This window comes from Nocardia pseudovaccinii NBRC 100343 (assembly GCF_001613225.1).
Lineage (GTDB): Bacteria > Actinomycetota > Actinomycetes > Mycobacteriales > Mycobacteriaceae > Nocardia > Nocardia pseudovaccinii.
The window spans coordinates 1-26,581 of the sequence record NZ_BDBY01000106.1; the positions used below are offsets into that span (position 1 = coordinate 1).

General features: G+C 65.3%; 25 protein-coding genes and 1 pseudogene. 18 read left to right on the top strand and 8 right to left on the bottom strand.

Annotated elements, in window-relative coordinates; all coding sequences use genetic code 11:
• From NP3_RS12325 to NP3_RS51450, 3 genes are all read right to left on the bottom strand, one after another.
• Window positions 1-564 (bottom strand): phosphoadenylyl-sulfate reductase (locus NP3_RS12325; protein ID WP_174566204.1); only part of this gene is annotated, 564 nt, incomplete at its 3' end.
• 14 nt (window positions 565-578) lie between these two features.
• Window positions 579-2,378, bottom strand: a complete 1,800-nt coding sequence (locus tag NP3_RS12330) for a nitrite/sulfite reductase (protein WP_084508505.1) — start codon at window positions 2,376-2,378, stop codon at window positions 579-581.
• Between the two features lie 177 nt (window positions 2,379-2,555).
• Entirely contained in the window at window positions 2,556-2,648 is a 93-nt protein-coding gene (locus NP3_RS51450) for an Ms4527A family Cys-rich leader peptide (RefSeq protein WP_357470198.1), read from the bottom strand.
• 212 nt (window positions 2,649-2,860) lie between these two features.
• Between NP3_RS51450 and NP3_RS12335 the strand changes: the two genes are divergently transcribed.
• The 4 genes from NP3_RS12335 to NP3_RS12350 all read left to right on the top strand — a co-directional run bounded on the left by NP3_RS12335 (window position 2,861) and on the right by NP3_RS12350 (window position 6,074).
• Window positions 2,861-3,250 (top strand): SgcJ/EcaC family oxidoreductase, encoded by a 390-nt coding sequence (locus NP3_RS12335; RefSeq protein ID WP_063040794.1) that lies wholly within the window; start codon window positions 2,861-2,863, stop codon window positions 3,248-3,250.
• A 44-nt stretch (window positions 3,251-3,294) separates the two neighbouring features.
• Complete coding sequence (hemW, locus tag NP3_RS12340; protein WP_174566205.1) at window positions 3,295-4,500, top strand: radical SAM family heme chaperone HemW; 1,206 nt, start codon at window positions 3,295-3,297, stop codon at window positions 4,498-4,500.
• A 216-nt stretch (window positions 4,501-4,716) separates the two neighbouring features.
• Window positions 4,717-4,932, top strand: a complete 216-nt coding sequence (locus NP3_RS12345; protein ID WP_063040796.1) for a hypothetical protein — start codon at window positions 4,717-4,719, stop codon at window positions 4,930-4,932.
• Window positions 4,933-5,270: 338 nt separating this feature from the next.
• On the top strand, window positions 5,271-6,074 hold the full coding sequence (locus NP3_RS12350) for an alpha/beta hydrolase (RefSeq protein ID WP_063040798.1): 804 nt from the start codon (window positions 5,271-5,273) through the stop codon (window positions 6,072-6,074).
• Between the two features lie 19 nt (window positions 6,075-6,093).
• Here NP3_RS12350 and NP3_RS12355 read toward each other — a convergent pair whose 3' ends face one another.
• Window positions 6,094-6,765, bottom strand: coding sequence for a hypothetical protein (locus NP3_RS12355; protein WP_063040800.1), 672 nt, complete (start codon window positions 6,763-6,765; stop codon window positions 6,094-6,096).
• Window positions 6,766-7,017: 252 nt separating this feature from the next.
• Between NP3_RS12355 and hrcA the strand changes: the two genes are divergently transcribed.
• The 3 genes from hrcA to NP3_RS12370 all read left to right on the top strand — a co-directional run bounded on the left by hrcA (window position 7,018) and on the right by NP3_RS12370 (window position 10,038).
• Complete coding sequence (gene hrcA, locus NP3_RS12360; protein ID WP_063040803.1) at window positions 7,018-8,049, top strand: heat-inducible transcriptional repressor HrcA; 1,032 nt, start codon at window positions 7,018-7,020, stop codon at window positions 8,047-8,049.
• Between the two features lie 93 nt (window positions 8,050-8,142).
• Window positions 8,143-9,294 carry a molecular chaperone DnaJ gene (gene dnaJ, locus NP3_RS12365; RefSeq protein ID WP_063040805.1) on the top strand — a complete coding sequence of 384 codons (1,152 nt, stop codon included), beginning with the start codon at window positions 8,143-8,145 and terminating at the stop codon, window positions 9,292-9,294.
• Window positions 9,295-9,297: 3 nt separating this feature from the next.
• A complete protein-coding gene (locus NP3_RS12370; protein WP_063040807.1) occupies window positions 9,298-10,038 on the top strand; it encodes a 16S rRNA (uracil(1498)-N(3))-methyltransferase in 741 nt (246 codons plus the stop codon).
• A 3-nt stretch (window positions 10,039-10,041) separates the two neighbouring features.
• On the opposite strand, the pseudogene NP3_RS12375 reads toward NP3_RS12370, so the two are convergent.
• Both NP3_RS12375 and NP3_RS12380 read right to left on the bottom strand, forming a co-directional pair.
• Window positions 10,042-11,142 (bottom strand): annotated as a pseudogene (locus NP3_RS12375) (hypothetical protein); the annotation flags it as partial.
• A complete protein-coding gene (locus NP3_RS12380; protein ID WP_063040809.1) occupies window positions 11,142-12,074 on the bottom strand; it encodes a metal-dependent hydrolase in 933 nt (310 codons plus the stop codon). The gene NP3_RS12380 and the pseudogene NP3_RS12375, both read right to left, overlap by 1 nt.
• A gap of 230 nt (window positions 12,075-12,304) precedes the next feature.
• Here NP3_RS12380 and NP3_RS12385 point away from each other — a divergent pair, with 230 nt between their 5' ends.
• The gene (locus NP3_RS12385; protein WP_063040810.1) at window positions 12,305-12,931 is read left to right on the top strand and encodes a TetR/AcrR family transcriptional regulator; all 627 of its coding nucleotides are present in this window, start codon (window positions 12,305-12,307) and stop codon (window positions 12,929-12,931) included.
• Between the two features lie 105 nt (window positions 12,932-13,036).
• Here NP3_RS12385 and NP3_RS47865 read toward each other — a convergent pair whose 3' ends face one another.
• A complete protein-coding gene (locus NP3_RS47865; protein ID WP_063824752.1) occupies window positions 13,037-13,519 on the bottom strand; it encodes a zinc ribbon domain-containing protein in 483 nt (160 codons plus the stop codon).
• A 381-nt stretch (window positions 13,520-13,900) separates the two neighbouring features.
• Window positions 13,901-15,136 (bottom strand): MFS transporter, encoded by a 1,236-nt coding sequence (locus NP3_RS12395; protein WP_063040811.1) that lies wholly within the window; start codon window positions 15,134-15,136, stop codon window positions 13,901-13,903.
• An 88-nt stretch (window positions 15,137-15,224) separates the two neighbouring features.
• Between NP3_RS12395 and NP3_RS12400 the strand changes: the two genes are divergently transcribed.
• The 10 genes from NP3_RS12400 to NP3_RS12445 all read left to right on the top strand — a co-directional run bounded on the left by NP3_RS12400 (window position 15,225) and on the right by NP3_RS12445 (window position 26,563).
• A complete protein-coding gene (locus NP3_RS12400; protein WP_063040812.1) occupies window positions 15,225-16,145 on the top strand; it encodes a LysR family transcriptional regulator in 921 nt (306 codons plus the stop codon).
• Window positions 16,146-16,341: 196 nt separating this feature from the next.
• The gene (locus NP3_RS12405) at window positions 16,342-17,628 is read left to right on the top strand and encodes an RNA-guided endonuclease InsQ/TnpB family protein (protein WP_063040813.1); all 1,287 of its coding nucleotides are present in this window, start codon (window positions 16,342-16,344) and stop codon (window positions 17,626-17,628) included.
• A 225-nt stretch (window positions 17,629-17,853) separates the two neighbouring features.
• Window positions 17,854-18,918: a PhoH family protein gene (locus NP3_RS12410; RefSeq protein WP_063040868.1), complete on the top strand. Its 1,065-nt coding sequence runs from the start codon at window positions 17,854-17,856 to the stop codon at window positions 18,916-18,918.
• A gap of 64 nt (window positions 18,919-18,982) precedes the next feature.
• Window positions 18,983-19,537, top strand: a complete 555-nt coding sequence (gene ybeY, locus NP3_RS12415; RefSeq protein WP_040688009.1) for an rRNA maturation RNase YbeY — start codon at window positions 18,983-18,985, stop codon at window positions 19,535-19,537.
• Complete coding sequence (locus NP3_RS12420; RefSeq protein ID WP_063040814.1) at window positions 19,534-20,883, top strand: hemolysin family protein; 1,350 nt, start codon at window positions 19,534-19,536, stop codon at window positions 20,881-20,883. The genes ybeY and NP3_RS12420 overlap by 4 nt, the downstream gene beginning before the upstream one ends.
• Complete coding sequence (locus NP3_RS12425) at window positions 20,880-21,239, top strand: cytidine deaminase-like protein (protein ID WP_063040816.1); 360 nt, start codon at window positions 20,880-20,882, stop codon at window positions 21,237-21,239. The genes NP3_RS12420 and NP3_RS12425 overlap by 4 nt, the downstream gene beginning before the upstream one ends.
• Complete coding sequence (gene era / locus NP3_RS12430; protein WP_063040818.1) at window positions 21,208-22,143, top strand: GTPase Era; 936 nt, start codon at window positions 21,208-21,210, stop codon at window positions 22,141-22,143. Before NP3_RS12425 ends, era begins: the two co-directional genes overlap by 32 nt.
• A gap of 151 nt (window positions 22,144-22,294) precedes the next feature.
• Window positions 22,295-23,761 carry a serine/threonine-protein kinase gene (locus tag NP3_RS12435; protein WP_063040820.1) on the top strand — a complete coding sequence of 489 codons (1,467 nt, stop codon included), beginning with the start codon at window positions 22,295-22,297 and terminating at the stop codon, window positions 23,759-23,761.
• Window positions 23,748-25,007, top strand: coding sequence for a DUF7373 family lipoprotein (locus NP3_RS12440; protein ID WP_063040822.1), 1,260 nt, complete (start codon window positions 23,748-23,750; stop codon window positions 25,005-25,007). Before NP3_RS12435 ends, NP3_RS12440 begins: the two co-directional genes overlap by 14 nt.
• On the top strand, window positions 25,004-26,563 hold the full coding sequence (locus NP3_RS12445) for a serine/threonine-protein kinase (protein ID WP_063040824.1): 1,560 nt from the start codon (window positions 25,004-25,006) through the stop codon (window positions 26,561-26,563). The genes NP3_RS12440 and NP3_RS12445 overlap by 4 nt, the downstream gene beginning before the upstream one ends.
• The last annotated feature ends 18 nt before the right edge of the window (window positions 26,564-26,581 follow it).

Consider the following 26,581-nt stretch of genomic DNA (forward strand, 5'->3'; position numbering starts at 1 on the left):
CTCGTCGTCGGACCAGGCGGCGATCGGGTTGATCTTCACCAGTCCGAACGCCTCGTCGAACGAGATGAGCGGGGCGTTGGCCCGGGTCGGGGCCTCCACGCGGCGGATGCCGGTGACCCAGGCGTTGTAACCGCCGAGCGAGCGCTTCAGCGGCACAACCTTGCGCAACCGGCAGCATTCACCGGCGTCGCGCGCGAACAAATCCTTGCCGAGCAGCTGATCCTGTTCGGCCACAGTGCTTTCCGGCCGCACATTGATCACATTCACGCCGTATACGGCCTCCACCGCATCCCGGGTGCCGATGGTCTCGGCGAAGTGGTAGCCGGTATCCAGGAACAGCACGTCCACACCCGAATGCACTTGGGCGGCAAGGTGAACCAGCACGCCGTCCTGCATATTCGAGGCGACGATGTAGCCGGTGCCGAAGACGTCCTCGGTCCACCGCAGCAAATCCAGTGCCGTGGCGTCGGCACCGAGTTCGGCCGCGCCCTTTTCGGCGATCGCCCGCAATTCGTCTTCCGACAGCTTCACGGGCAGGTCCGCCGTTACTTGATCCGTTGTCACGCTAGTTCTCCCATTTACCGAAGGTCGGCCTCGTCGGCACGAACCGCCCACTGAGCGAACCGTTCGCCGTCCTCGCGGTGCTTGATGAAGTTGCGCACCACCCGTTCGATGTAGTCACCGAGCTCGTTGGTGGTCACCTTGTGCTGACGCAATTTGCGACCGAAGGCGCTGTCGAAGCCGAGGCTGCCACCGAGATGAACCTGGAAACCCTCGACATGATTCCCGGCGCCGTCATCGATCAGCTGACCCTTGAAGCCGATATCGGCGACCTGCGCACGCGCGCAGGAGTTCGGGCAGCCGTTGATGTTGATGGTCACCGGAACGTCCAGCTGCGCATTGAGATCCGCGAGCCGCTCCTCCAACTCCGGCACCAGCGCCTGGGAACGCTTGCGGGTCTCGGCGAAGGAGAGCTTGCAGAATTCGATTCCGGAGCAGGCCATCAGGTTCCGGCGCCACAGCGACGGACGTGCCTGCAGGCCAAGGGGTTCCAGCTCGTCGATCAGCGCGTCGACCTTGTCGTCGGCGATATCGAGCACGATCAGCTTCTGGTACGGGGTGAACCGGATCCGGTCCGAGCCGTACTTCTCCGCCGCCTCGGCGACCTTGGTCAGGACCGTGCCCGAAACCCGGCCCGCGATGGGAGAGAAGCCGACCGCGTTGAGCCCGTTGCGCAGCTTCTGCACGCCGACGTGGTCGATCGGCTTCTTCGGCTGCTCCGGCGCGGGACCGTCGATCAGCTTGCGCTTCAGGTACTCGTCCTCGAGCACCTGACGGAACTTCTCGATGCCCCAGTCCTTGATGAGGAACTTCAGCCTGGCCTTGGTGCGCAGGCGGCGGTAGCCGTAATCGCGGAACAGCGAGACGACGGCCTCCCACACATCGGGAACCTCGTCCAGCGGCACCCACACGCCGACGCGCTGGGCCAGCATCGGATTCGTCGACAGACCGCCGCCGACCCACAGATCAAGACCCGGGCCGTGTTCGGGATGATTCACCCCGACGAACGCGACATCATTGATCTCGTGCACCACATCCTGCTGGCCCGAGATCGCGGTCTTGAACTTGCGCGGCAGGTTGGAGTACTCCTTCTTGCCGATGTAGCGGCGCACGATCTCGTCGATCGCGGGCGTCGGATCGATGATCTCGGTGAGTGATTCACCGGCCAGCGGCGAGCCGAGCACCACGCGCGGGCAGTCGCCGCACGCCTCGGTGGTCTTCAGGCCGACGCCTTCGATCCGCTTCCAGATCTCGGGGACGTTCTCCACCTCGATCCAGTGGTACTGGACGTTCTCGCGGTCGGACAGGTCGGCGGTGTCGCGGGCGAATTCCGTGGAGATCCCGCCGAGGGTCTTCAGCTGCGCGACATTCAATGCGCCGCCATCGCAACGGATGCGCATCATGAAGTACCTGGCCTCGAGAATGTCGATGTTCTCGTCACCGGTCCAGGTGCCGTCGTAGCCCTGCTCGCGCTGGGTATAGAGACCCCACCAGCGGAACCGGCCGCGCAGATCGCCCTTGTCGATGCTGTCGAAGCCCTGCTTGGAATAGATGTTCTCGATCCGAGCCCGGACATTGAGCGGGTTGTCGTCCTTCTTGGACTGCTCGTTCGGGTTCAGCGGCTCGCGGTAGCCGAGCGCCCACTGGCCCTCGGCCTTGCGGCGCACCGGCTTACCGGTGCGGACCCGCGGACCCGCCGCTGCCTCGGTCCGGGGACGGTCCGGGCGGACCCGTCGTTCGGAGGCCGGGCGCTGCGGGCGCGCGTGGGGCCCGGAACCGGGCTGATCCGTGGGACCGGCGTCGGTGCTCGACGTCATGGGGGTCGCTCCTGCTGGGTGAGGGTACATCCGTGCTGAAGGCGTCTAGGGGGTGGTAGCTGGCGGAGCCAGCGGGGTGGGTAGACGCCGTGCTGACTCACGCCTGCGGTGTCAGCGGGCCGATGTCCGTCGAAATCGGGGAATCACCGGGCAAACCCGGGAATGCGCGCCGCTGAGCTACCGAAGAGAACCGGGCAGACAGCAGGCGCTACAGACGCGCTTGTAGTCGACGTGGCGACGTGCCACAAGTCGTACTCCAGATCCGCGCATGCGGCCTATTGTGCCACGTCAGGGTGGCCCTTCCGACCGCGCGGCCATATTTCCCGCGAAATCGAGGGAAATTCCCTGGACTATGCGGGCCGATTGTGATGGCTGTCATAGTTAGCGGTCGCAATGCGTCGCATGATTCGTCAGGATCATCGCCAGTGAAGCGAGTCACTCGGATTGACCTCGAGTTAGGTCGAGGTAGCAAGCTCGGTGGCATGAGTACCGATACCGATCTGGACGCCATCCGCGAGGTCGTCGCCACCATTCAACATTCCCAGCAGAACGAGCTCGTCGACGAATTCGTCGGTGTGTTCCGCGAGGACGCCATCTGGACGACCGGAGGCGGCAAGCGACTGTTCGGCCGCGCGGCCATCGGTGAGGTCACCGCTCAGGTGCTGCCGGGTGCGATGCGGGACGGTACCGCGACCTACGAGGTCGAGCATGTGCTGTTCATCCGTCCGGACGTGGCCGCGGTCAAGGTGGTCCAGCGGTACTTCGACGGCGCGGGCCAGCTGTCCGGTCAGGGCTCGCCGATGTACGTCATGGCCAAGGAGGACGGACGCTGGCTGCTCACCGCGAATCAGAACACCGTGGTCGCCGACTGAACCCGCCCGCAACGGCCCAGGGGAGCGGCGGTCAAACTGGAGGGGTGAGTTCCGCCGCCGCCCCGATCGAAGCCGAGACGCCCGCCCTGGTGTTGCGCGACTTCGGCGGCGGGCCGTTCGGGATCTACATCCACGTTCCGTTCTGTGCCACACGCTGCGGATATTGCGATTTCAACACCTATACCGCTGGCGAGCTGGGCACCTCGGCGTCGCCGCAGTCCTGGCTAGAGGCGCTGCGCGGTGAGTTGGCCACGGCGGCCGAACGGTTCGCTGCGCTGCCGACCGCCACGCCCGAGGTGGCGACGATCTTCGTCGGCGGTGGCACGCCGTCACTGCTCGGCGGTGACGGCTTGGCGGACGTGCTGGACTCGGTGCGTGCGAACTTCGCCCTCGCCGCCGATGCCGAGGTGACCACCGAATCCAATCCGGAGTCGACCGCACCGGAGTTCTTCGAACGTATCCGCGCGGCCGGATTCACTCGGGTGTCGCTGGGCATGCAATCCGCGGCCCAGCATGTGCTGAAGGTGCTGGACCGCACCCACACGCCGGGCCGAGCCGTCGCCGCGGCGAAAGAGGCTCGCGCTGCCGGATTCGACCATGTGAACCTCGACCTGATCTACGGCACGCCGGGCGAACGCGACAGCGATCTGGACGCGAGCCTGGACGCGGTGCTGAGCGCGGGTGTCGACCACGTCTCGGCCTACTCGCTCATCGTCGAGGACGGCACCGCACTGGCCCGTCGCGTGCGTCGCGGCGAACTGCCCGCTCCCGATGACGATGTGCTCGCTGCCCGCTATGAGCGCATCGACTCTCGTCTCGATGCGGCAGGCCTGACTTGGTACGAGGTATCCAATTGGGCCGCAGGCGATTCCGCGCGCTGTCGGCACAACCTCGGGTACTGGGACGGCGGCGACTGGCTCGGCGCGGGGCCCGGCGCGCACAGCCACGTCGGCGGCGTGCGGTGGTGGAACGTCAAACACCCTGCGCGCTATGCCGATACCGTCGCGCGCGGTGGTTTTCCCGCGGCAGGCTGGGAAATGCTCACTGCCGACGAACAACACACCGAACGCGTCATGCTCACCGTTCGCTTGCGCACCGGTCTGCCGCTGGAGGAGCTGGCCCCGAAGGAATCAGCCGCCGCAACCCGAATCATCGCCGACGGTCTGGCAGTTCGCTCCGGCGACCATCTGATCCTCACCGACCGCGGCCGCCTACTCGCCGACGGTGTCGTTCGAGACCTCCTGACCTGACTCCGCTCGGGCATTTCGTCGCCGTCTCGATCACCCACACGGCGCGGCGACAAGGTCATCGTCGAGTTGCTGGATACCTGCGAAAACGGCACGCAGGCACCGGCATAGCGGCATTGTGACTTACCCCCACTTCACGGCCGGGTTCATGCATACCGGCCGTTGCGCTATCACAGATCGGTAAAGACGCGTAGGCTTCGGACCAACCCAAGGAGTCTTATGCCATCGGCACGACACATCACCCTGATCCCTGAGCAGAGCGAGTTCGCCGAGGCGCGCGCCGCCGAGAAGGCCGAAAACGCGAGACAGTGCGCGATAGCCGCCAGGACGGTCGCCAGCCACGCCGAGAACGCAGCGGATTGCGAGTCCTTACTCGCCATGCTCGGCCTCGACGCACTGGCGGGCAAGATGGCAAGAACCGCGTCCGAGCTCTAGCAGCGGGCTCGTCCGCCCGCACTCCGTGCCGCCTCGGGGTGGCATCCGCCCCCGGGTTGCGCTCCCGCGCACGCCGTCACTATCTCGGACATATCTACTGTGTGCGAGATAGTCGTCGGCTATGCGAGGTGCTCGAGCCTTTGCGACAGCGCGGAGTCAGCGCCACAACCGCTCCGGGCTCCGCGTCGTCGTGCACCAATTCGGGCGGGTTGATGCGCGATGGTCGGTGCTCACGCAGAGCGCCGTAACCGACTGATCAGTCCGTCTGCCTGTCGGGGCTCGGCAAAAGGTGACAACATCATGAGCCGACAGCATCAACGACGACAGGCAGGACTCCGATGAAAATCACCCGTAGTCTCCGCGCCTGCATCGCGGCGCTCACCTTGGCTTTCACGCCCGTCCTCGCGGTCGCCCCCGCGACTGCCGAACCCGTCCCGACGATCGTGCTCGTGCACGGCGCCTTCGCCGACACCACGAGTTGGAACGGCGTAGCCGCGACGCTGCGCGACCGCGGTTATCAAGTGGTTGTTCCCGACAACCCGCTGCGCGGCCCCGCCTTCGACGCCGCGGCCATCCAGCGAACCCTGGACACCATCGCCGGACCTGTTGTCCTGGTGGGCCATTCGTACGGCGGCTTCGTCATCACCAATGTCCACGACCCGAAAGTCCAAGCGCTGGTCTACATTGCGGCCTTCGCCCCAGTGCAGGGCGAAACCGGTCTCCTCGAACTCAACCCGATCAGCTTCCCCGGCAGCCAATTACTGCCTCCGGCGCTCCAGGTGCGCGTCGTCGACGATCCAAATGGCTTGGCAGGCAAGAACGTCGACGGCTACGTAGCCCCTGCCTACTTCAACTCCGTCTTCGCCCAAGACGTATCCCCAGAAGTAGCCGCCGACATGCTCGCCCACCAACGCTCCCTGGCGGTGTCCGCCAACATCGAACCCTCCGGCGCTCCCTCCTGGTCCGCAACCCCCAGCTGGTACCTCGTCTCAGCCAACGACCGCATAATCCCCCCTGTCTCCCAACGCTTCATGGCAAACCGCATGGGTGCCCACACCAGCGAAATCGACGCCTCCCACGCCTCCCTGGTCTCCCGCCCCACCGAGGTCGCCGCCGTAGTGGAAGCCGCCGCCGGTCGATAACAGGGCCCGATCGCCGGGCCTAGTAGGTGAGCACTTGGTAAGCGCCGAGCACCATGGCCAGGATCGCTATCGAGGTGAACAACAGCCAGCCGATGATGCCAGGGATCCAGCGCTGTGGTTGTGGTCCGAGTCGGCCCGGAGTGCTGACGGCCATGGAGGCCCGGGAGTAGACGCGGGTCTGGTGGCCTGCGGTGACCGGCACCATGATGTCGGCGGGCATGGGGTGGCTGCCGAAGCGGGACCAGGGCGCTCGCCATGGTGGTGGTCCGACGCGCAGATGGTGTAGGCCCGGTTCGGCCGGGATGAAGGTGGTGCCCCAACCAACCTTCTGCGGCAGGTGCTGGCCGTTGAGCACGACTTCCGGGCGGGTGAACAGATGCGCCAAGACCCTCGGCATGCAGGACGCCACCAACGCGATTCCGGTCTCCGCGGGCTCCGGCTGGAAGCGGGGCATCGGATCGTTCTCGTCGACGCCGTGCGCCAGGATGAAATTGAACGGCAGGAGGGTGCCTCGGTAGGGCGGCATCGGGGTCTGGGGGAGCGAGCCGTCGCGCAGCACATAGTCGGCAGGCTGCAGCACGCGGTAGTCCGGCGCTTTCGGCGGCAACCCGAAGGGGCGGAAGCCGATCGGTGGAGTCGCCGGACCGCCGAGGGCGGGCGCGAGGATTTGCGGATAGTCCGGTTTGTTCACGGCTTTCGAATCCCCCTGTCACACTGGCTGCGCGGTGAGGTTAGCAGTCGGATCTCGCTCGGGCGCAACGTCAGTCGGTCCCGAGGGATCTGGATCACAAGCGTCCATGGTGTGCGAACGGGCAATTGTCGAATAGGCAATTAGACTTGATAAATAGACGTACCTAGTAGCCTGCATCGAATTCGGGTCGATGCGGACGGTGCGCACGTGACCGTTACGACGTACCCGAGGACGAGCGAGGAGGTGGGGCCCATGTCGAGCACCGAGGATCGGCGCTTCGAGGTCCTGCGTGCGATCGTCGCGGACTATGTCGCGACCAAGGAGCCGATCGGGTCGAAGACCCTGGTGGAGCGGCACAACCTCGGAGTATCCAGCGCGACGGTTCGCAACGATATGGCGGTGCTGGAGGCCGAGGGCTACATCACCCAGCCGCACACCAGTTCCGGTCGCATTCCGACCGACAAGGGCTACCGGCAGTTCGTCGACCGCATCTCCGAAGTGAAGCCGCTCTCGCCGGCCGAGCGCCGGGCGATCATGGAATTCCTGGAGTCCGGCGTCGATCTCGACGACGTGCTGCGCCGCGGTGTCCGGCTGCTTGCTCAGCTCACCCGTCAGGTCGCGGTCGTCCAGTATCCGACGGTGTCGGCGTCCACGGTCCGCCACATCGAGGTGGTCGCGCTGAATCCGGCGCGGTTGCTACTGGTCGTGATCACCGACACCGGTCGCGTCGACCAGCGTCTGGTGGAACTCGGCGCACTCGTTGATGATCAGGACCTGGCCGCGCTGCGCGGCATGCTCGGTGGTGCGATGGACGGCAAGCGCCTGTCCGACGCCTCCGCGGCCGTCGCCGAATTGCCCGAGCGGGCGCCGGTGCGGCTGAAGGATGTGCTGGTGCGCGTCTCGACCGTGCTCGTCGAGACCTTGGTCGAGCATCCGGAAGAGCGGCTGGTGCTCGGCGGCACCGCCAACCTGACCCGCAATGCCGCCGACTTCGTCTTCCCCGGTTCGCTGCGTGATGTGCTCGAGGCACTGGAGGAGCAGGTGATCGTGCTGAAGCTGCTCGCGGCCGCCCAGCATCCGGGCACCATCACGGTGCGCATCGGTGAGGAGACCCAGGTCGAGCAGATGCGCGGAACCTCGGTCGTGTCGACCGGCTACGGTGCTGCGGGTGCGGTGCTCGGCGGTATGGGCGTGCTGGGTCCGACCCGGATGGACTATCCGGGGACCATCGCATCGGTCGCGGCCGTTGCCCGTTATATCGGTGAGGTGCTCGCGGAGCGCTGAGGGCACCCGTCGCTGATACGCTCGTTCCTCCGGCGGATAAAGTTGAGTGCATCCGACTAATGCTGTTGCAAACCAAGGACTAGAGAACTCAAAGTGGCACGGGACTACTACGGACTGCTCGGCGTTGCGAAGAACGCGACCGACCAGGAGATCAAGCGCGCCTACCGCAAGCTGGCGCGGGAGCTCCACCCCGACGTCAACCCCGACGAGGCGGCGCAGGCCAGGTTCAAGGAAGTGTCGACCGCCTACGAGGTGCTGTCGGATCCGGAGAAGCGGCGAGTCGTCGATATGGGCGGCGATCCGTTGGAGTCCGCTGGCGGCGGCGCGGGCTTCACCGGCGCCGGTTTCGGCGGGCTCGGCGATGTCTTCGAGGCCTTCTTCGGCGGTATGAGCGGTTCCGGCGGGACGCGCAAGCCGCGCGGCCGGGTGCAACCCGGCGCGGATTCGCTGCTGCGGACCCGGCTCAGCCTGGCCGAATGCGCGGTCGGTGTCACCAAGCACCTGACCGTCGATACCGCCATCCTCTGCGATATCTGCCACGGCGCGGGCACCAACGGCAAGTCCAAGGCGGTGCGCTGCGAGACCTGTGGTGGTGCGGGCGAGGTCCAGTCCGTGCAGCGTTCGTTCCTCGGTCAGGTGCTGACCTCACGTCCGTGTCCGACCTGTCGCGGCGCGGGTGAGACCATTCCCGATCCGTGCCACAAGTGCGGCGGCGACGGGCGGGTGCGGGCGCGTCGCGAGATCGCCGCGCCGATTCCGGCCGGTGTCGCCAATGGCATGCGAGTGCGGCTGGCCGCGCAGGGCGAGGTCGGTCCCGGCGGTGGGCATGCGGGCGATCTGTATGTGGAGATCGTCGAGCAGCCGCACGATGTCTTCGTTCGCGACGGCGACGATCTGCATTGCACCATCCGGGTGCCGATGGTCGATGCCGCACTCGGCACCACGGTCGTCATCGATACCATCCTGGACGGCCCGACCGAGCTGACCATTCCGCCGGGCACCCAGCCGGGTGAGATCTCGGTGCTGCGCGGCCACGGCATGCCGCGCCTGCGCTCCGGCGCGCGCGGTGATCTGCTCGCCCATCTGGACATCGTGGTGCCGACCAAACTCGACGCCAAGACCACCGATCTGCTGCGCAAATACAAGGGCATGCGCACCGGTGATCGCGCCGAGGTGATGTCGGCGCAGTCCGAGCACAACAGCGGCCTGTTCGCCCGGCTGCGAGCGTCGTTCAGCGGGCGATAGTCGTTGGCCGCCACGGTCTTCTATCTCTCCGGCATTCCGGAGCCGGGTGCCATCGCGGTGCTGGACGGTCCGGAGGGACGCCATGCCGCGACGGTGCGCCGCATCCGGGTCGGCGAGCCGATCACGCTGTCCGACGGCTCCGGTCTGCTCGCGGCATCGGAAGTTGTTGCGGCGCAGAAGGATCGGCTCGAGCTGAAGGTGCTCGATCGGGTGCTCGCCGCGCCCGCGACGCCGCAGGTGACCATCGTGCAGGCGCTGCCGAAGTCCGACCGCTCGGAGCTGGCCGTCGAGCTGATGACCGAGGCGGGCGCCGATGTCATCATCCCGTGGCAGGCCGCGCGCTGCATCGCCAACTGGGAAGCCAAGGTGGACAAGGCCGTTGAGAAATGGCGTGCTGCCACCCGCTCAGCCGCCCGGCAGTCCCGCCGCGCCTACATCCCCGAGGTCGCCGATCTGCACCGCACCCGTGACCTGCTCGACAAGATCCGTGCGGTCGTCGCGGCGGGCGGAATCGCGGTGGCACTACACGAATCCGGCACCGCGCGCTTCGTCGAGCTGCCGTTCGACAAAGCCACCGAAATCCTGCTGATCGTCGGCCCCGAAGGCGGTCTAGACGACTCCGAGCTCACCGCCTTCGCTGCTGCGGGCGCCGATGTAACCCTGCTCGGCCCCACCGTCCTGCGCACCTCCACCGCCGCCGCCGTCGCCCTCGGTGCCTTGGGCGCGTTGACCTCCCGCTGGTAGCGGCTCGGCTGCTCGGTACGGCACCGTGAAGATCGCCAGCACACAAAGTATTGCGACCGCGAAACACGACAGCGTGTACCAGAGATTCCCGATGGGGTCGCCATTGCTCGTCGAACCGTCGACGGCAGCGAAGTAATCGGGCAGCGCGCTTACCCAGAGCAACGCCATCACGCCGAGGTACACGACGCTGTAAATCCGTACGAAGCGGTTCGTATAGTCCGAATGGTCTCGACGTAGCCGCAGCCACTGCCGAGTCAGAATCGGAATCGCGACAATGCTGACGACGACCAATTCGGCCGCATAGAGGAATCCCCGCAACGTGGTGCTCCCGGCGCCGAAAACTGTTGCCGGGATCGGCAATACACCCGTACCCAGCGACCCGAGAATGCCGATGACGACAGTGCGCCACACCAATTGCGGTCCAGAGAAACTGCGCCCCTGGTCGATATGACGACCGACGAGCAACTGGACGAAGAACGCCAGCGACATCGGCCACAGCGCGGCGAATACCACCACACTCGGTAGCGGAACCGAGTCGAACATCGGTTGATTGAGCGAATTCTCGGTCGACCACTCCCACCAGCGCAGCTGCGGTCCCAGGTGGTCGAAGATCTCATAGAAGCCGTGGTGGACGAAGCCTACGCAGACGGCGCCGACGAGAACACCGTATCGACGGAAAACGCCGAGCATTCGGACGATTTCGAAGGCCAATGTGGCCATCAATGGGTAGATCGCCACGATATAGAGGGGGAGCCGACCCCAGAGGAAATCCACGGTGAAGACGTTGTGCGCGAACATCGTGTCGACGTGTGCGTCGATGCCGAAGGCCGCCGGAAAGTACAGCGGCGGTTCGATGATGAACAGATACGCGGTCGCGCCGAACCAGACCACGAGATCGGTCGGATCGCCGTGACGTCGCAGGCGCAAAATCGCGTAGATCAGCGCGAGCACCGCGCCGAGGACGATGGTGAACTCGAGTACCGGCAGCGTCCAGTTCTCCAATGCGAAAGGGTTTCGCACCTCGACGAGTCCACCGGCCTCCTGACAGGAAAAGCCGAGCGCCTTCGCGAGTTCATCGAAGGTGGGTGCGCAATGATCGGCCATCAGTCCCCCTGCACTGCAATGGAATCGGCGGTGTACCAATGCGATACGTCGTAACCGGCGTCATAGCGCTTGAACCACACATCGGCGAGCGCGGGCAGCTTCTCGTGATCCGGATTGTGCTTGGGCAATTGACTGCGGATGATGCCCACCATTGCGATCAGTTGTTCGCTGAGTCGTAGATCGTCGAAGGCGCGCGACATCGGACCGTTGTCCTCGACCGGCAGCCGCAATAACTTCCGCAACTTCTGTTTACCCCGGTGCGTCGCGAACATCGCCAGTGCATCGATGCGCCGATCCTCCTGCGGCACATGCTTATTGAAGCCCGAGCAGGCCACCTTGATGACCTTCATGACGTGCCGGAAGATCGACGGAGCCATGCGCATCCGGTAGGCGTCGCTGCCGACAATGGAATCGAAGATGATAAGCGCCGAACTGCGATGTTCGACTTCCTCGACGAAATGCCAGATGAACAGCGATGCGACACGGTCGTCGCCCGGCCGGAACAGGGTCGAATCGTTGTCGAGCATCAATTTGAACACCGGGGTGAAGGTGGCCTCCAGATCGGCGGTGTAGGCGAGCCGATACTCCAGGGAGGTCTGCACGGTGAGGCGGTCGAATTCCGCGATCACTTCGTTGAGGGTCTCCTGGAGCCCGGGGTATCGCCTGATCAGGCCATTGGCGTGCTGGCGGTGGGCGGTCGAGTGCTGGCCCTCCTGACGCACGAACGCGTCCGCTTCCTCCGCGACCGCGGGATCGGTTATCTGCGGCATGGCCTCGCGAATCATATTGACGATCATCTTCTCGAAGCCGATGGCCAGGAAGGACACCGCGTTGGCCATGGACGAGAAGGCCGGATTCTCTTCGTTCCACAGGAACGGTACGTCGTAGTCCGCGAATGCGAATCGCATCTTTCGGACTTGCAGATCGGTCACTTGGCTGTACCTCGTAATTCGGAAGGGGGCTGTAGCCGTGTTCGGACGTGCCGAAGCCTCGATACCGGTGATCATACACAGATTGACACGAGTGTATGATGAGAATTTGCTCGAGCTGGGACGACGACGGCCCTGTGGTAGCGTCGAGTCCCTGATCTGGACGGTCGGCGGGGTTGTCCCGCTGTCGGTTTCGCATACGAGGGACATCGTTCGAACCGAGGAAGCGAGCAGTGGCAGGAAGGCGCGGGTGGGGCGGGAGTCCGCCGAACAGTGATGAAGAAGCATCCTGTCGGATAGTCGCCGCCGCAGTCGATCTGATCGGACGGACGGGTTCGGAGATCAGCATCGCCGACGTCGCGGAATCACTGGGGGTCATCCGTCAGACGGTGTATCGATACTTCCCCAGTGCGGACGCGCTGATGCAGGCCGCGGCCATCGCTTCGGTCGACGGTTTTCTGGACCGGCTGACAAAGCAGGTCAGCGGTATCGAGGACCCTGTCGAAGCCATGACCGAGGGCGTGGTCTTCACGCTTTCAGATGTGCGTCGAACGCCCCACCTGGGCATTCTGCTGTCGAGTACATATTCGAATGTGCACCCCGAAGGCATGACTTCCGAAGCGGCACAAACCTTCGGCATGACGATGATCAAACGCTTCGACGTCGATTGGGAGCGGTACGGATACGACGACGCGTCCCTACACGAACTCGTCGAATACATTCTGCGAACGATGCAGTCGTTCTTCGTTTCTCCGGGCAATCCGCCGCGCAGTGATGATGAGCTGCGTCAGTATTTACGACGCTGGATGGGGGCCGCGATCATCGCCCAGCCGAGGGCGGACGGACTACGCGGGGGCTGACGATCCTGCGGGCCTCGGCGGCGACATGGGCGTCTATCTCCTGGACGGTACCGCTGCCGTACTCGACCGTGTCGTAATCGTCGCCGAGGCTGGCGAGGGGTCGGGTCAGTGCTGCCACCGGCCGTTCGGCGCGCTTGGGGCGGGCTGCTGCCATGGTGCGTTCGGTCCGCCGGGGGCGGGTTGCTGCACGTGGGCGTTAGGGGCGCCGAGAGCTGGCTGCTGCTGCCAGTTGGTGTTGGGTGCGGCGAGGGCGGCCTGTTGTGGGTGGGCGTTGGGTCCACCGGTGGCGGGCCAGTTGGCGTTGGGGCCGCTTGGGGCAGGCTGCTGGTACTGGGCGGCACCCATTTTCTCGGCGTTGGCGCGGGCGATGAGGCCGGTGACCTGGGGTACGGCGAGGGGTGTCGATGCGCCGCACCAGGTGCATTCCATGTAGTGCTTGTTGCCGAGCGGGATGAGCGGGATGAAGAAGACTGTGAAAGTAGTGGCCAGTCTGCGCAGCGCGTGTGCGGCGGGGTTGCCGCAGCGGCCGCAGACCAAGGTGATCATGGCGAGCGTGTGGAGACGCCGCTGCCAGCCGAAGATCAGCATGTGAAACCCCCGAAGTAAGAGAATTTGATATCGGTCACAGTAGTAGATCGGCCAGGCTGCCTCCGTAGTTAACGGACGGCCACCTCTGTGGTTTGCGTATATGGCCCAAATGCTGCGGTCTTATCCGTGGATCGATATCCAGTGGTTTTGCTTATGAATTGCTGGAAGCGTCCGAACTCAGGTGCATACAGCCGTTCGCGGTCAGCCCCGAGACCCGTTGCCCGCACCAGCCCGTCATCCGAACACCGCCGCGCCGCCGACGCCAGCGACACCAGCTCCCCTGCGAAACACGTTGGGCTGCCTTCGCCGCCGCGACCCACGCTTGGTCCGGACGGTGACCTGCGACCTCGCGGTCATGAGCGCCGTAGGTGACGCCGGATATCACGCCGTCGGCGCGGCAAAGACTCGGGAAGTAGCAACGGTTCCGACTCCGCGGCGGGTGTGAATCGCCAAATACCACACCAGGACTGCGGCTACAGCCATCATTACACCGACGCAGGCCGCCAGTCCGGCCCACCCTCCCTTCGCATAGGCGATCCCTGTGGTACCGCCGATGACGGCGCTGCCGAGGTAGTAGGTGAACAGGTACAGCGACGATCCGGCGCCACCGGGAGCTATCGCGCCGACCCAGGTGCTCGCCACCGCGTGGGCGCCGAAAAACCCTGCGGTGCAAAGGGCTACCCCGAGGATGACCGCGATCAATTGGTCCGGGATGCTGACCAGGACGCCGACACCCATCAGCGCGACGGACGCCGCGAGCACGCGGTGCTTACCGATGCGATCGGCCCAACGCCCGGCGGCGGCAGAGGCGAGTGTACCGGCCAGATACAGCAGGAACACCGAACCCGCAACGGCCGCAGGTAATTCGAACGGCGGCCGGGTCAGTCGATATCCGAGGAAGTTGTAGATCGACACGAATCCGCCCACCAGAACGAAGGCCAGCCCGAACAGCGCAAGCAGCCCGCCGTGCCGCAACGGCGCGCCGATATCGCGCAGCACGGTACGCATTCCGGCGGGTCGAGCGACGAACCCACGCGACGGTGGCAACCCACGCACGAACCAGACGGTGCACCCGGCCGCCGCAACGCCGACCGCGGCCTCGGCCCAGCGCCATGAGGTCAGATCCAACGCGAATGCCGGAATCAACCGCCCGGACAACCCGCCGATCGACGTGCCCGCGACATAAACACCCATCGCCGCACCCAACCCGTCGCCTCCGATCTCCTCCGCCAAATACGCCATTGCGACCGCGGGCACCCCGGCCAATGCCACCCCTTGCAGCGCCCGCCCCGCCAGCAGCACCTCCAGCGATGGGCTCAGCGGCAGCAGCAGACCGATGACCGCCGATACCACCGCCGACCAGGTCATCACTGTTGTACGCCCGAGCCGCGAGGACAACGCGCTCACGGGCACGATCGCCAGCGCGAGAAACCCAGTGGTCAACGACACGGCCAAAGCGGCCTGCGCCGGGGCGACTCCGAAGGCGGCCGACAGACTCGGCAGCAACGCCTGCGCGCTGTACATCGACACGAAGGTGGCCAGCCCTGCGGCGAACAGCGCGGTAGTGATCCGACGTTCGTGCGATGTGCTGGTCGAGCGGGTATCCGTGCTGGTCATGGCACCAGAATCGACACTTGTCCTTAAGAAGGGAAATGAATAGTAATCTGGTTTCTAATGCACTGTGCGCATAAGGAAAGGTCTGTACGTGCTGGGTGACGACCTGCTGTGGTTCACGACACTCGCCGAACTGGAACGTGTCGGCGCGGCCGCCGAGCGGCTGCATATCGCCCAGCCGACGCTCTCGCGCATGCTGGCCCGCCTCGAGCGCCGCCTCGGCGTCGAACTTTTCGACCGCCACGGAAAACGCATCGTGCTGAACGAATTCGGCCGGACCTACTACGAACACGCCCGCCGCGCCCAGTCCGAACTCGATGCCGCCGCCCAGGCCGTCGCCGACCTTGCCGATCCCGCGAAAGGCGTTGTCCGCCTGTCGTTTCAGCACTCCTTCGGCAGCTGGCTGATCCCGCAACTGATCGGCGGCTTCCGCCGCGGATCCTCGCGCATATCGTTCACCCTCTGGCAGGGCGCGTTCGACGCGGTAATCGATCAGGTAGTCGACGGCACAGCGGATTTGGCGATCGTGTCGCCCCGCCCGTCGGTCCCGGGCATCGGCTGGCGCAAACTCCTCGCCCAGCCGCTCGCGCTGGCCGTGCCCGCGGAACATCGGCTCGCCACCCGGCGACAGATCCGTCTCGCCGAGCTCGGTGACGCCGAATTCATCACCATGCATCCGGGTTTCGGTATGCGCCGCATTCTCGACGAACTCTGCGCCGCCGCGAATATCCGCCCCCGCATCGCCTTCGAATCGAGCGATCTGCTCACCGCCGCGGGTCTGGTCGCGGCCGGACTCGGCGTCGCGCTGCTGCCGCTGGAAGATCCCACGCCCGCAGCCGGTTCGCTATCTGGCATCGTGACCGTCCCGCTCGCCGATGCCGCAGCGGCCCGCGATGTGGGGCTGATCTGGTCGGCCACCGCCCCGCCATCGGATGCGGTGCGTCGATTTCGTGACTTCACCGAGGATTGGGCACGCCGCCGCGGGGGAATCCAGATGCCACGACGGCCGTAGCGATCGTCAGGCAATCGCTGCCGAGGTACATTTGTCGGCTAGCGAAATGTAAGACGTCGCGCCTTTCAGGGTGGGAAGGAAGTTGTCGAAATATAATCGAACATGTGAGCGATATTGGGGGATCGACAGTCGGTACACGTACGTACTGGTTGTGGCTCTCCGTCACCAGGTGTAAGGCTTTGACGGGGGAGGATGTGTGAGTCATAAGCAGGGATACCGTGTCGAGCTTGCGCCCGATGCGGAGCAGGTGGTGGTGATGGGGCGGCATTGCGGGCTGTCGCGGGTGGTGGAGAACTTCTGTCTCGAGGTCGTGCAGAAGAGGTGGGCTCAGCGTAAAGCGGAGGAAAGCTACGGCATCAGCGGCGATGAGTTGACCGAGGTGCCCTGGACGGCACCGGCATTGGAGAAGCTGTGGCGGGCTACCCATCAGCAGCGCTACCCGTGGTTCAACGAGAACAAGATGTCCTCGCGGGTGCCGAAGGAGGCGTGCCGGATGCGGGCTGCCGGGTTCGCGAACTATCTGAAATCGAAGAAGGGACAGCGCAAGGGCGCTCGGGTCGGGTTCCCTGGTTGGCGGAAACGTAAGCACGGCAGCCGCTTCCGCTATGACGGCGACCGTGCCGGGCCAGTCGATGCGCGGACCGTGCGGCTGCCGGGCGTCGGGCGCGTGGCCACTCGCGAGGACATGATCTGGCTCACCGCCAGGTTGGCGTGCGGCGCGGCTCGCATCCTGGGAGCCACGATCCGGGAGCAGGGCGGGCGTTGGTGGATCGCTATCCAGCTCGAGGTGGATCGCGACGAGATCAACACACGCCGCCGCGTGCCCGAGCGTGCGCCGAAATGTGGTATCGATCTCGGGCTCAGCACCTTTGCCGTCATCGCCAACGACGACGGTACGAGCGAGGAGATCCACGCACCCAAGCCGTTGAAGGCCGCGCAGCGTGGGCTGGCGCGCGCCAACCGGAAGCTGGCTCGCTGTGCACCGGATTCGATGAACCGAGGTAAGGCGCGGGCGCGGGTGGCGCGGTTGCATCTGCGGGTCGTGCACCGTCGCCGGGACTTTCTGCACAAGACCACCACGAGGTTGGCGAGAACCAAGTCGGCTATCGCGGTGGAGACGTTGAATGTCAAAGGAATGATCCGTAATCGGCGGCTGGCGTGCGCGGTGAGTGATGCCGGGTTCAGTGAGTTCGTTCGTCAGCTCGGGTACAAGGCCGACTGGTACGGGGCGGGGTTGTGGAAGGCCGATCGATGGTTCCCGTCGTCGAAGACGTGCGGGGCGTGCGATCGGATCAACCATGGTCTGGTGCTGGCTGACCGCACATGGTTTTGTCCCGGTTGTGACGTCGTGCACGATCGGGATTGCAACGCGGCCGGGAACCTGCTGAACGCGATGCTTGCTGACCTCGGCAGCTCCGGAGATCGACTACCCCTCGCCGGGAAGTTCCCCGGAGAGAAGAAACGCCTCGCCGAGACCACGTAAGACCACGTACCCCGGAGCGGGCAAGGGCCGATGACGCAGGAAGAGCCCCAGCGAAATAATCGCTGAGACTCATGCAACGGCGCGTTAAACTTTCATCAACGACGCAGCAATTCGAGACCGGAAAGCAGGCTATAGCCACTTTTGAGAACACAAGGCGAGATCGGCGACCCGACTACCCCTACTGCAGGCGGGAGTTTACCCACCCCACCGACTTCGTCGGCCTCCATCCCCCGGGGTGCAGACAACGGCTCGGGCCCGGCAGCGCGCACCGTGCGTTCCAGCATCGAACTCGCTCCCGAATCCGTGTTCCCCTTCCTCGGTTCGGCCGACCAGAACCTGCGTGAACTCGAGCAGTTGCTGGATGCGGATATCCATGTCCGCGGCAATTCCGTCACCCTCACCGGCAAGGCGGCCGATGTGGCGCTCGCCGAGCGGGTGATCGAACAGCTCGTCGCGCTGACCGGTCGCAATCGAGTGGTGACCCCGGAGGCGGTGCGCCACACCGTATCCATGCTCACCGAGGGTTCCTCGGAATCTCCGGCCGAGGTGCTGAGCCTGGACATTCTGTCCCGGCGCGGTAAAACCATCCGGCCCAAGACACTCAACCAGAAGCGTTACGTCGACGCGATCGACGCCAACACCATCGTGTTCGGCATCGGCCCCGCGGGTACCGGCAAGACGTATCTGGCGATGGCCAAGGCCGTGCAGGCATTGCAGACCAAGCAGGTCAACCGGATCATCCTCACCCGTCCCGCCGTCGAGGCGGGCGAGCGGCTCGGGTTCCTGCCCGGCACGCTCAACGAGAAGATCGATCCCTATCTGCGCCCGCTCTACGACGCGCTGCACGACATGATGGATCCGGAGGCCATTCCGAAGCTGATGGCGGCCGGTGTCATCGAGGTCGCACCGCTGGCGTATATGCGCGGTAGAACGCTGAATGATTCCTTCATCATTCTCGACGAGGCGCAGAACACCACGGCCGAGCAGATGAAGATGTTCCTCACCCGGCTCGGATTCGGTTCGAAGATCGTGGTGACCGGTGACGTCACCCAGGTCGACCTGCCCAATGGCGCGCGCTCGGGTCTGCGCGCGGCGAGTGAGATCCTGACCGAGATCGAAGACATCCACTTCGCTACGCTGACCAGCAGCGATGTGGTTCGGCACCGGTTGGTCTCCGATATCGTCGACGCCTACGAGCGGGCCGAGGCCGAGCGGGTCACCCAGGTCGGACCGCACTATCCGGGCAATCGCGCACAACGCCGCGCCGCGAGCCGGGGAGATCGGCGATAGTGCGACGGACGTGTCCGGGCCAGCCGCGCGGTGCGGGCCCGGGCACACCGAATACCCTGATCAGGTGAGCATCGAGATCGCCAACGAGTCGGGTGTCGACGTACCCGAAGAAGACCTGGTCAGTGTCGCGCGATTCGTGATCGGCCGGATGGACGTGCATCCGGCGGCTGAGCTGTCGATGGTGCTCGTCGATCTCGACACTATGGCGGATCTGCATATGCGCTGGATGGACCTACCCGGCCCGACCGATGTCATGTCCTTCCCCATGGACGAACTGGAGCCCGGTGGTCGACCGGACAGCGCCGAACCGGGTCCGTCCATGCTCGGCGATATTGTGCTGTGCCCCGAATTCGCCGCCGGTCAGGCCCGCAAGGCCGGTCACTCGCTCGATCACGAACTCGCCCTGCTCACCGTGCACGGCGTACTCCACCTGCTCGGCTACGACCATGCCGAGCCGGAGGAGGAGAAGGAGATGTTCGCGTTGCAGGCACGGCTGCTCGAGGAGTGGTACGAGAGCCTGCGCGAGGCACAGCGGCGCGCCGAATTGGCCGAGCGCGATGCCCGGCTGCTGGGGAAGGCCGGTTTCACAACGCCCGGTGAGGCGCTAGGCCCCGCGTGAATTCGCTGACCCTGATCCTGCTGGCGGTTCTGCTCGTCCCGGTCGGTGGGGTGTTCGCCGGAGTCGATTCGGCGCTGAACACTGTCTCACCCGCGCGTCTCGACGATATGGTCCGGGCGGAGCGGCCCGGTGCGGTGCGGCTGACCAGGATCGTGGCCGATCGGCCACGATACGTGAATCTGCTTGTGCTGCTTCGTATTCTGTGCGAGATCTGCGCGACTGTGCTGTTGGCGGCGGCGCTGATTCCGCTGTGGGACGACAATTGGGCGCTGCTGTTCACCGCGGCCGTCATGGTGCTGGTGGACTATGTGGTGATCGGGGTCGGTCCGCGCACACTCGGCCGTCAGCACGCCTACTCCATTGCTTTGGCCTCGGCGCTGCCGCTGCAGTTCATCGGCACGGTGCTCGGTCCGGTCAGCAGGCTGCTGATCCTCATCGGTAATGCGATCACCCCGGGTAAGGGATTTCGCAACGGCCCCTTCGCATCCGAGATCGAGCTGCGAGAAGTGGTCGAGATGGCCAGTGAGCGCGGTGTGGTGGCCGACGACGAACGCCGCATGATCCAGTCGGTCTTCGAACTCGGCGACACCCCGGCCCGCGCGGTGATGGTCCCGCGCACCGAAATGGTCTGGATCGAGGCGGATAAGACTGCGGCACAGGCGACGTCGCTCGCGGTGCGCAGTGGTCACTCCCGCATTCCGGTGGTCGGCGAGAACGTCGACGACATCCTCGGCGTGGTGTACCTGAAAGACCTTGTGCCATACGCGGATAGAAGTCGCAAGGTGCAGGTGCGCGATGCCATGCGCCCGGCGGTGTTCATGCCCGACTCCAAACCGCTGGACAGCCTGCTCGACGAAATGCAGCGCCGCAGAAACCATATGGCGATACTGGTCGACGAATACGGCGGCATTGCCGGACTGGTGACCATCGAGGATGTGCTCGAGGAGATCGTCGGTGAGATCGCCGACGAATACGACACCGACGAAACCCCGCCCATCGAGGATCTCGGCGAGGGCCGCTACCGGGTTTCGGCACGACTGTCGGTCGACGATCTGGCCGACCTGTACGGCTTGGAAATCGAGGAGGAGGACGTCGACACCGTCGGCGGCCTGCTCGCCCACGCACTGGGCCGGGTGCCGCTGCCCGGCTCCAAAGCCGTTGTGCACGGCCTGGTGCTGCGCGGCGAAGGCGGTGCGGACGCGCGGGGACGGGTGCGGGTGCATACCGTCGTGGTGCGCAAGGCGCCGGAGAAATCGCATGCCGAGAAGGCCAACGGCAAGCGCAAAAGTAACGGATCCGAGCGGGAAATCCCGACCGAACGTGATGAGAACGGAGACAGCGAATGACCGATTTGGACGCCGAGGACACCAAACTCGTGGTGCTGGCGAAGGGCGCGCTCGGCCGCACCGGCGGCAACTCGGGCGCCGCCATCCGCGATACCGACGGCCGCACCTACGCGGCCGGTGACGTCGCCCTGCAGTCCCTGCGACTGACCGCACTGCAGGCCGCCGTCGCGGCCGCGATCTCCAGTGGCGCAGAGGGATTCGAAGCGGCCGTGGTCGTCAGCGGCAAGCTATCGGATGCGGGCGTCTTCGCGGTTCGCGAGGTTTCGCCCGAGGCGCGCATCGTCTTCACCGACCGCTCGGGTGCGGTCTTCGAAATCGTCGACGATGCCGCGGGCGCGGAGGTGCAGGGTGGCTGACAAGCCCACCGAATTCCGTTCCGGCTTCGTCTGTTTCGTCGGCCGCCCGAATACCGGCAAGTCGACGCTGACCAATGCGCTGGTCGGCCAAAAGATCGCGATCACCTCCTCGCGCCCGCAGACCACCCGCCACACCATTCGCGGCATCGTGCACCGCGAGCACGCCCAGCTCATCCTGGTCGATACCCCGGGTCTGCACCGCCCGCGCACGCTGCTCGGCCAGCGCCTGAACGACCTTGTCCGCGATACGTATTCCGAAGTCGACGTGATCGCGCTGTGCATTCCCGCCGACGAGAAAATCGGACCCGGCGACAAGTGGATCCTGCAACAGATCAAGCAGATGGCGCCGAAAACCACCTTGCTCGGCGTGGTCACCAAGATCGACAAGGTGAGTCGCGACCAAGTCGCCGAACAGTTGATGGCGCTGTCGCGACTGCTCGGCCCGGACCACGACGTCGTACCGGTCTCCGCCGTCAAGGGCGAGCAGGTCGAGGTCCTGGTCGACGTCATCGCCTCGAAAATGCCTGAGGGCCCGGCCTTCTACCCCGACGGCGAGCTCACCGACGAGCCCGAGGAAACCCTCATGGCCGAGCTCATCCGCGAAGCCGCTCTGGAGGGCGTCCGCGACGAACTCCCGCATTCGCTCGCCGTGGTCATCGAAGAAGTCCTCCCGCGTGAAGAGAACGAAGACATGCTCGACGTGCACGCGCTGCTCTACGTCGAACGCCCCTCGCAGAAGGCCATCGTCATCGGGAAGGGCGGCGCGCGCCTCAAAGAGGTAGGCACCAACGCCCGCAAACAAATCGAACACATCCTCGGTGTCCGCATCTACCTGCACCTGCACGTCAAGGTCGCCAAGGATTGGCAGCGCGACCCGAAACAACTTGGCAAGCTCGGGTTCTGACGGCTGGATACCCCCAGGAATGGGGGCATTGGAGCCCGCTGTGGCAATGCGCCCCGCGCTGTTATAGTCGGCCCGTTGACGGCTGTCCGTGCTGATTCCGGGCCGCCGCAAGTGCGTCGGAAGGGTCCCGACGCATATGGAGGGCTGAGCTGTGAGCGTGGTCGAGGGTGCGGTATTCGCTGGGTATCAGATCGAACGCCGTCTCGGCGCGGGCGGTATGGGCACCGTATTCCTGGTCCAGCATCCGCGGCTGCCGCGTAAGGACGCGCTGAAGGTCCTCTCCGATGTCCATGCGGAGGACCCGGAATTCCGGGCCAGATTTCTGCGCGAGGCCGAAATCGCCGCGCGGCTACAGCATCCCAATCTGGTCGCCGTGCGCGATCGCGGCGAGAACGATGGCCAACTGTGGATCGCGATGCAGTACGTCGACGGCGTCGATGCCGCCCAGTTGATCAAGCGTGGTGCGCTCGGAGTCGAGCGTGCGGTCCGGATTTTCGTGGAGGCGGCCCGCGGTCTGGACGAGATCCATCAGGCGGGTCTGCTGCACCGCGATGTGAAACCGGCAAATATCCTGGTCGCCGAACAGCCGGACGGATCCGATCGGGTGCTCGTCACCGACTTCGGAATCGCCCGTGCCGCCGACGATTCGACCACCCTCGCCTCCGGTGGGACCACCGCCACCCTGGCCTATGCGCCGCCGGAGCAGATCAGCGGTGATCCGATGGACCACCGTGGCGATGTCTACGCACTGGGCTGCACGCTCTATCACATGCTCACCGGCTCGGTCCCGTTCCCCAGGGACAGTCCGGGGGCGGTGATGTACGCGCATCTGAACGAGCCGCCGCCTCGGGCTTCGCACGGAAACCCTAGCGTGCCAACGGCATTCGACACGGTGATCGCCAAGGCCATGGCCAAGCGGCCGGACGAGCGGTTCGCCAGTTGCGGAGCGTTCGCGGCGGCGGTGCGGGCCGCAATGGCCGGGGAAGCGCTCACCGATTCCGGACCGGAGACCAAGCGTCGCGATCGGTTGCTCGTGGCGGGGCTGCTGGGTGTCGTCATTGTGGCGAGCGTGATTTCGACGGTGCTGTGGGTCGGCAGCGACCCACCTACCACCACATCGGCACCCACGACCACGGCGGGCCCGCCGAATGTGAACGCCGCTGAGTGGGGTTCTTACGCATATATCGCCCAGACATTTCCCGAATTGCTGCCGCCCTCGCCGATAGCGACCGGGTACAAGGACGTCGGTGGCTGTATTCCACTCGACGCGAAAGGTAATACCGTTTCCTTCGACGACGCACCCACCGCCGTCGGCGAGTTGTTCTGCATCGGTGATGGCGACCCGGCGCGCACCATGGCCGTCAAATGCAATGTCGACAAGTCGCCGATCTTCCCCGATCGCTTCTTCGCTCGGGTGGAGGGTGATGAACGCTGGGTCCGGTCGTCCGGCACCGGACATGTGAACTGGGGTTCCGATATCGAAAGCGATGGCAAGATCCGCGGCCAGCTGGAAGTCTACTTCGACGATCCGAGCCGGAATTTCTGCACCGTGCACGTGCACGGCGCCGCGTCGGGCACCGAACTCCACGATCGGTGGTGGCCTGATGCGCCGCTGTGATCGGGTACGCAAGGTCCGTGCCGCACTGACCGGCATGATGGTCGTGCTGGCGCTCGCTACCGGCTGTACCGTGCACGGGCGGCCGAGCCCGCAACGACCCGATCTCGGTTCGCTCGATGTCGGTGGATACAGCCTCGAACCGCAGCACGAACCGGCCGTCGACAATGAGCAGTACGGCAGGGTCGTCGAATCGGTGCGGCTGGGTGAGGTCATGGCCGATCCGAGCGAGTCGGATTCGACGTTGACCTTCTCCCTGAGTGGCTTCAGCGCCGTGCCGCTGCCGACGCCTGCCAAAGCGGGCGCGTATCTCGCGGCGCCGGTTCGCTCCGTCCTCGAAAAGCGGGGAATGCTGGCTGGTTTCGCGGTCGGGCGCACAGACAAGGCGGTCGAGCGTACCGCGCTCGTCGGCGCCGCCCGGCTGTTGACCGTACTGGTGCTGCGATTTCCGGACCCCACCGCGGCGCAGCGGGCCGCCGAGGAGATCGACTCGGTCGATGCGTCGGTCAGTCCCGAGAATGTTTCCGTCACCATCCCGGAATATCCGGCCGCACACGGTCATTGGCGTCCGAACGTGCCGACGATAGCGGTCTCGCTCGCGCAGGAGTCGTTCGTCGTCACATTGCTCGCTGGACATACCTCTGCCGACCTCGCCGCCCTCACCACGTTGGCGCGCAAGGCATTCGATGCCCAGCTGCCCAGGCTGCGCGGGTTCGCGGTCACCCCGCGCGAACAGTTCGCGGCACTGCCGCTGGACCGCGACGGCATGATCGCGCGTATGGTGCCGAAAGCACCGGGGCGTTGGCCGTTTCCGGCCGTGGCCTTCGGCACCGAACAAGAGAACGCGGGTTGGGACAGCGCTCCCCAGGCGAGTGGCGTCGTGTACGGCACACATGCGACTGTTTTGTACCGGGGAGTCGGGAAGCCGAATCCGCCGGAACTCATGGCCTTCAGCGGTTTGGAGGCTCTGATGCGGTTCCCTGATGTGGCCGCCGCGCGCAAGTCCTTCGCGAAGGCTCAGGACAAGGCCGCCAAGGACGGTTTGCCATCGATACCCGGCCCGGCCGGGGTGCCGGATGTCAGCTGTTCGAAGGAGTCGGGCGACCTGATCGCACAACTGTTCACCTATACCTGCACCGTGTTGTACGGGCGTTATGTCGCAGTACTTTTCGGTCGGACGCTGCACGACTTCCAACAGCGGGTTGCCGCTCAGTACGGGCTGCTGGTGCACAGTGAGCGGGGTAGATGACCGAGACCCTCACCCCGGGAACGGTTTTCGCCGGGTATCTGATCGAGCGGGTGCTTGGCATCGGCGGAATGGGGACGGTGTACGTCGCGCGGCATCCGCGTCTCCCGCGCCGCGATGCGCTCAAAGTGCTCGCACAGACCCATAGCGGTGATGAGGAGTTCCGTGCTCGATTCATTCGGGAGGCCGAACTCGCCGCCCGGCTCGAGCATCCCAATATCGTCGCAGTGCACGACCGAGGGGTGCACGACGGTCAGCTGTGGATTGCGATGCAGTTCGTCGACGGCATCGACGCGGCCGGGCTCATCCGCCACGACGCCGCCGACCTGCCGCCGGAGCGGGTGTCGCATATTGTCGGATCGGCCGCGCGCGGTCTGGATGCCGCGCATCGCGCGGGACTGCTGCACCGTGACGTCAAACCGGCCAATATTCTGCTCGAGTCGCGTCCCGGCGAACCGGATCGGGTCTTCGTTTCCGATTTCGGAATAGCCAGGGCCGCAGGACAATCGACCGCACTGACCGCCGTCGGGTCGGTGCTGGCGACCCTGGCCTACGCCGCGCCGGAACAGCTCATGGGTGGCGTGGTCGATCGGCGGGCCGATGTGTACGCGCTCGGCTGCACGCTCTACGAATTGCTCACCCGCACCAAGCCGTTTCCGCGCGATACTGCCGTCGCGGTGATGCAGGCGCACATCCAGGACCCGCCGCCGCGTGCCACCACGGCGAATCCATTGTTGCCGCAGGCCATCGACCGGGTGATCGCGCGATCATTGGCGAAGAACCCGGATGATCGTTATCCGTCGTGTGGTGCGCTGGCCGATGCGGCGGCCGTCGCCCTGGACGGCCGGGTGGATGCGCTCACGATCGACCTGGGCAATACCGTGCCGAGGCGTCCGGCGCGGCGGCGCGTCGGGCTCGCGATCGGTATCGCCGCATCGGTCGTTGTCGTCGGTGTCGCGAGTGCGGTCGTGCTGACAAGGAATTCCGCCGAACCCTCGGTGACGCCGAGCACGATCGCGTCGACGACGAGCACTGCGGCGACCAGCCCGCCCGCCGTCACTGGTACGACCACGAGCGGTCGGCTGTCCTGGGGCAGCCACACCTTTATCGCGCAGGCCTTTCCCGAACTGCTTCCGGCCACTCCGGTCGAGAGCGGCTACCAGGGCCTCAGGTGCGTCGCGCGGGACTTGAACAATCGTCCCGTCGACGTGAACCAGCCCGCGCCCGCGGTCGCCGATCTGGATTGCAATGGAAACCGGGATCCGGTGGAGTCGGTTCTCGTTGGCTGCAATTCGAATCGCAGCCCGACCAACTACTTCGCGCACCCTGATTTCGTCCCGATCGGCGATGAGCGATGGGAGCGCCGATCCGGGCGTGGCCGGATTCTCTGGTTCGACACCACTACCGCGGACAATGACCCGCTCGGACCGAATCGGCCGCAGGGCCTGCTCCGGATTCTGTTCGATGATCCGCAGCGGAACTTCTGTTCGCTGTTCGTATCCGGCGGAAACTCCGGACGAGATCTGTACGACCGCTGGTGGCGTAGCGCGCCGTTCTGAACCGAGTAAGCGAGGAAA

Bases quoted from the DNA above. Each gene is read 5' to 3' on its own strand.
- NP3_RS51450 (WP_357470198.1), bottom strand. From the start codon at position 2,648: ATGCGCGGATCTGGAGTACGACTTGTGGCACGTCGCCACGTCGACTAC.
- NP3_RS12425 (WP_063040816.1), top strand. From the start codon at position 20,880: ATGACCGATTTGGACGCCGAGGACACCAAACTCGTGGTGCTGGCGAAG.
- NP3_RS12440 (WP_063040822.1), top strand. From the start codon at position 23,748: ATGCGCCGCTGTGATCGGGTACGCAAGGTCCGTGCCGCACTGACCGGC.
- NP3_RS12330 (WP_084508505.1), bottom strand. From the start codon at position 2,378: ATGACGTCGAGCACCGACGCCGGTCCCACGGATCAGCCCGGTTCCGGG.
- NP3_RS12350 (WP_063040798.1), top strand. From the start codon at position 5,271: ATGAAAATCACCCGTAGTCTCCGCGCCTGCATCGCGGCGCTCACCTTG.
- NP3_RS47865 (WP_063824752.1), bottom strand. From the start codon at position 13,519: ATGCTGATCTTCGGCTGGCAGCGGCGTCTCCACACGCTCGCCATGATC.
- NP3_RS12445 (WP_063040824.1), top strand. From the start codon at position 25,004: ATGACCGAGACCCTCACCCCGGGAACGGTTTTCGCCGGGTATCTGATC.
- NP3_RS12345 (WP_063040796.1), top strand. From the start codon at position 4,717: ATGCCATCGGCACGACACATCACCCTGATCCCTGAGCAGAGCGAGTTC.
- NP3_RS12395 (WP_063040811.1), bottom strand. From the start codon at position 15,136: ATGACCAGCACGGATACCCGCTCGACCAGCACATCGCACGAACGTCGG.
- hrcA (WP_063040803.1), top strand. From the start codon at position 7,018: ATGTCGAGCACCGAGGATCGGCGCTTCGAGGTCCTGCGTGCGATCGTC.
- era (WP_063040818.1), top strand. From the start codon at position 21,208: ATGCCGCGGGCGCGGAGGTGCAGGGTGGCTGACAAGCCCACCGAATTC.
- NP3_RS12335 (WP_063040794.1), top strand. From the start codon at position 2,861: ATGAGTACCGATACCGATCTGGACGCCATCCGCGAGGTCGTCGCCACC.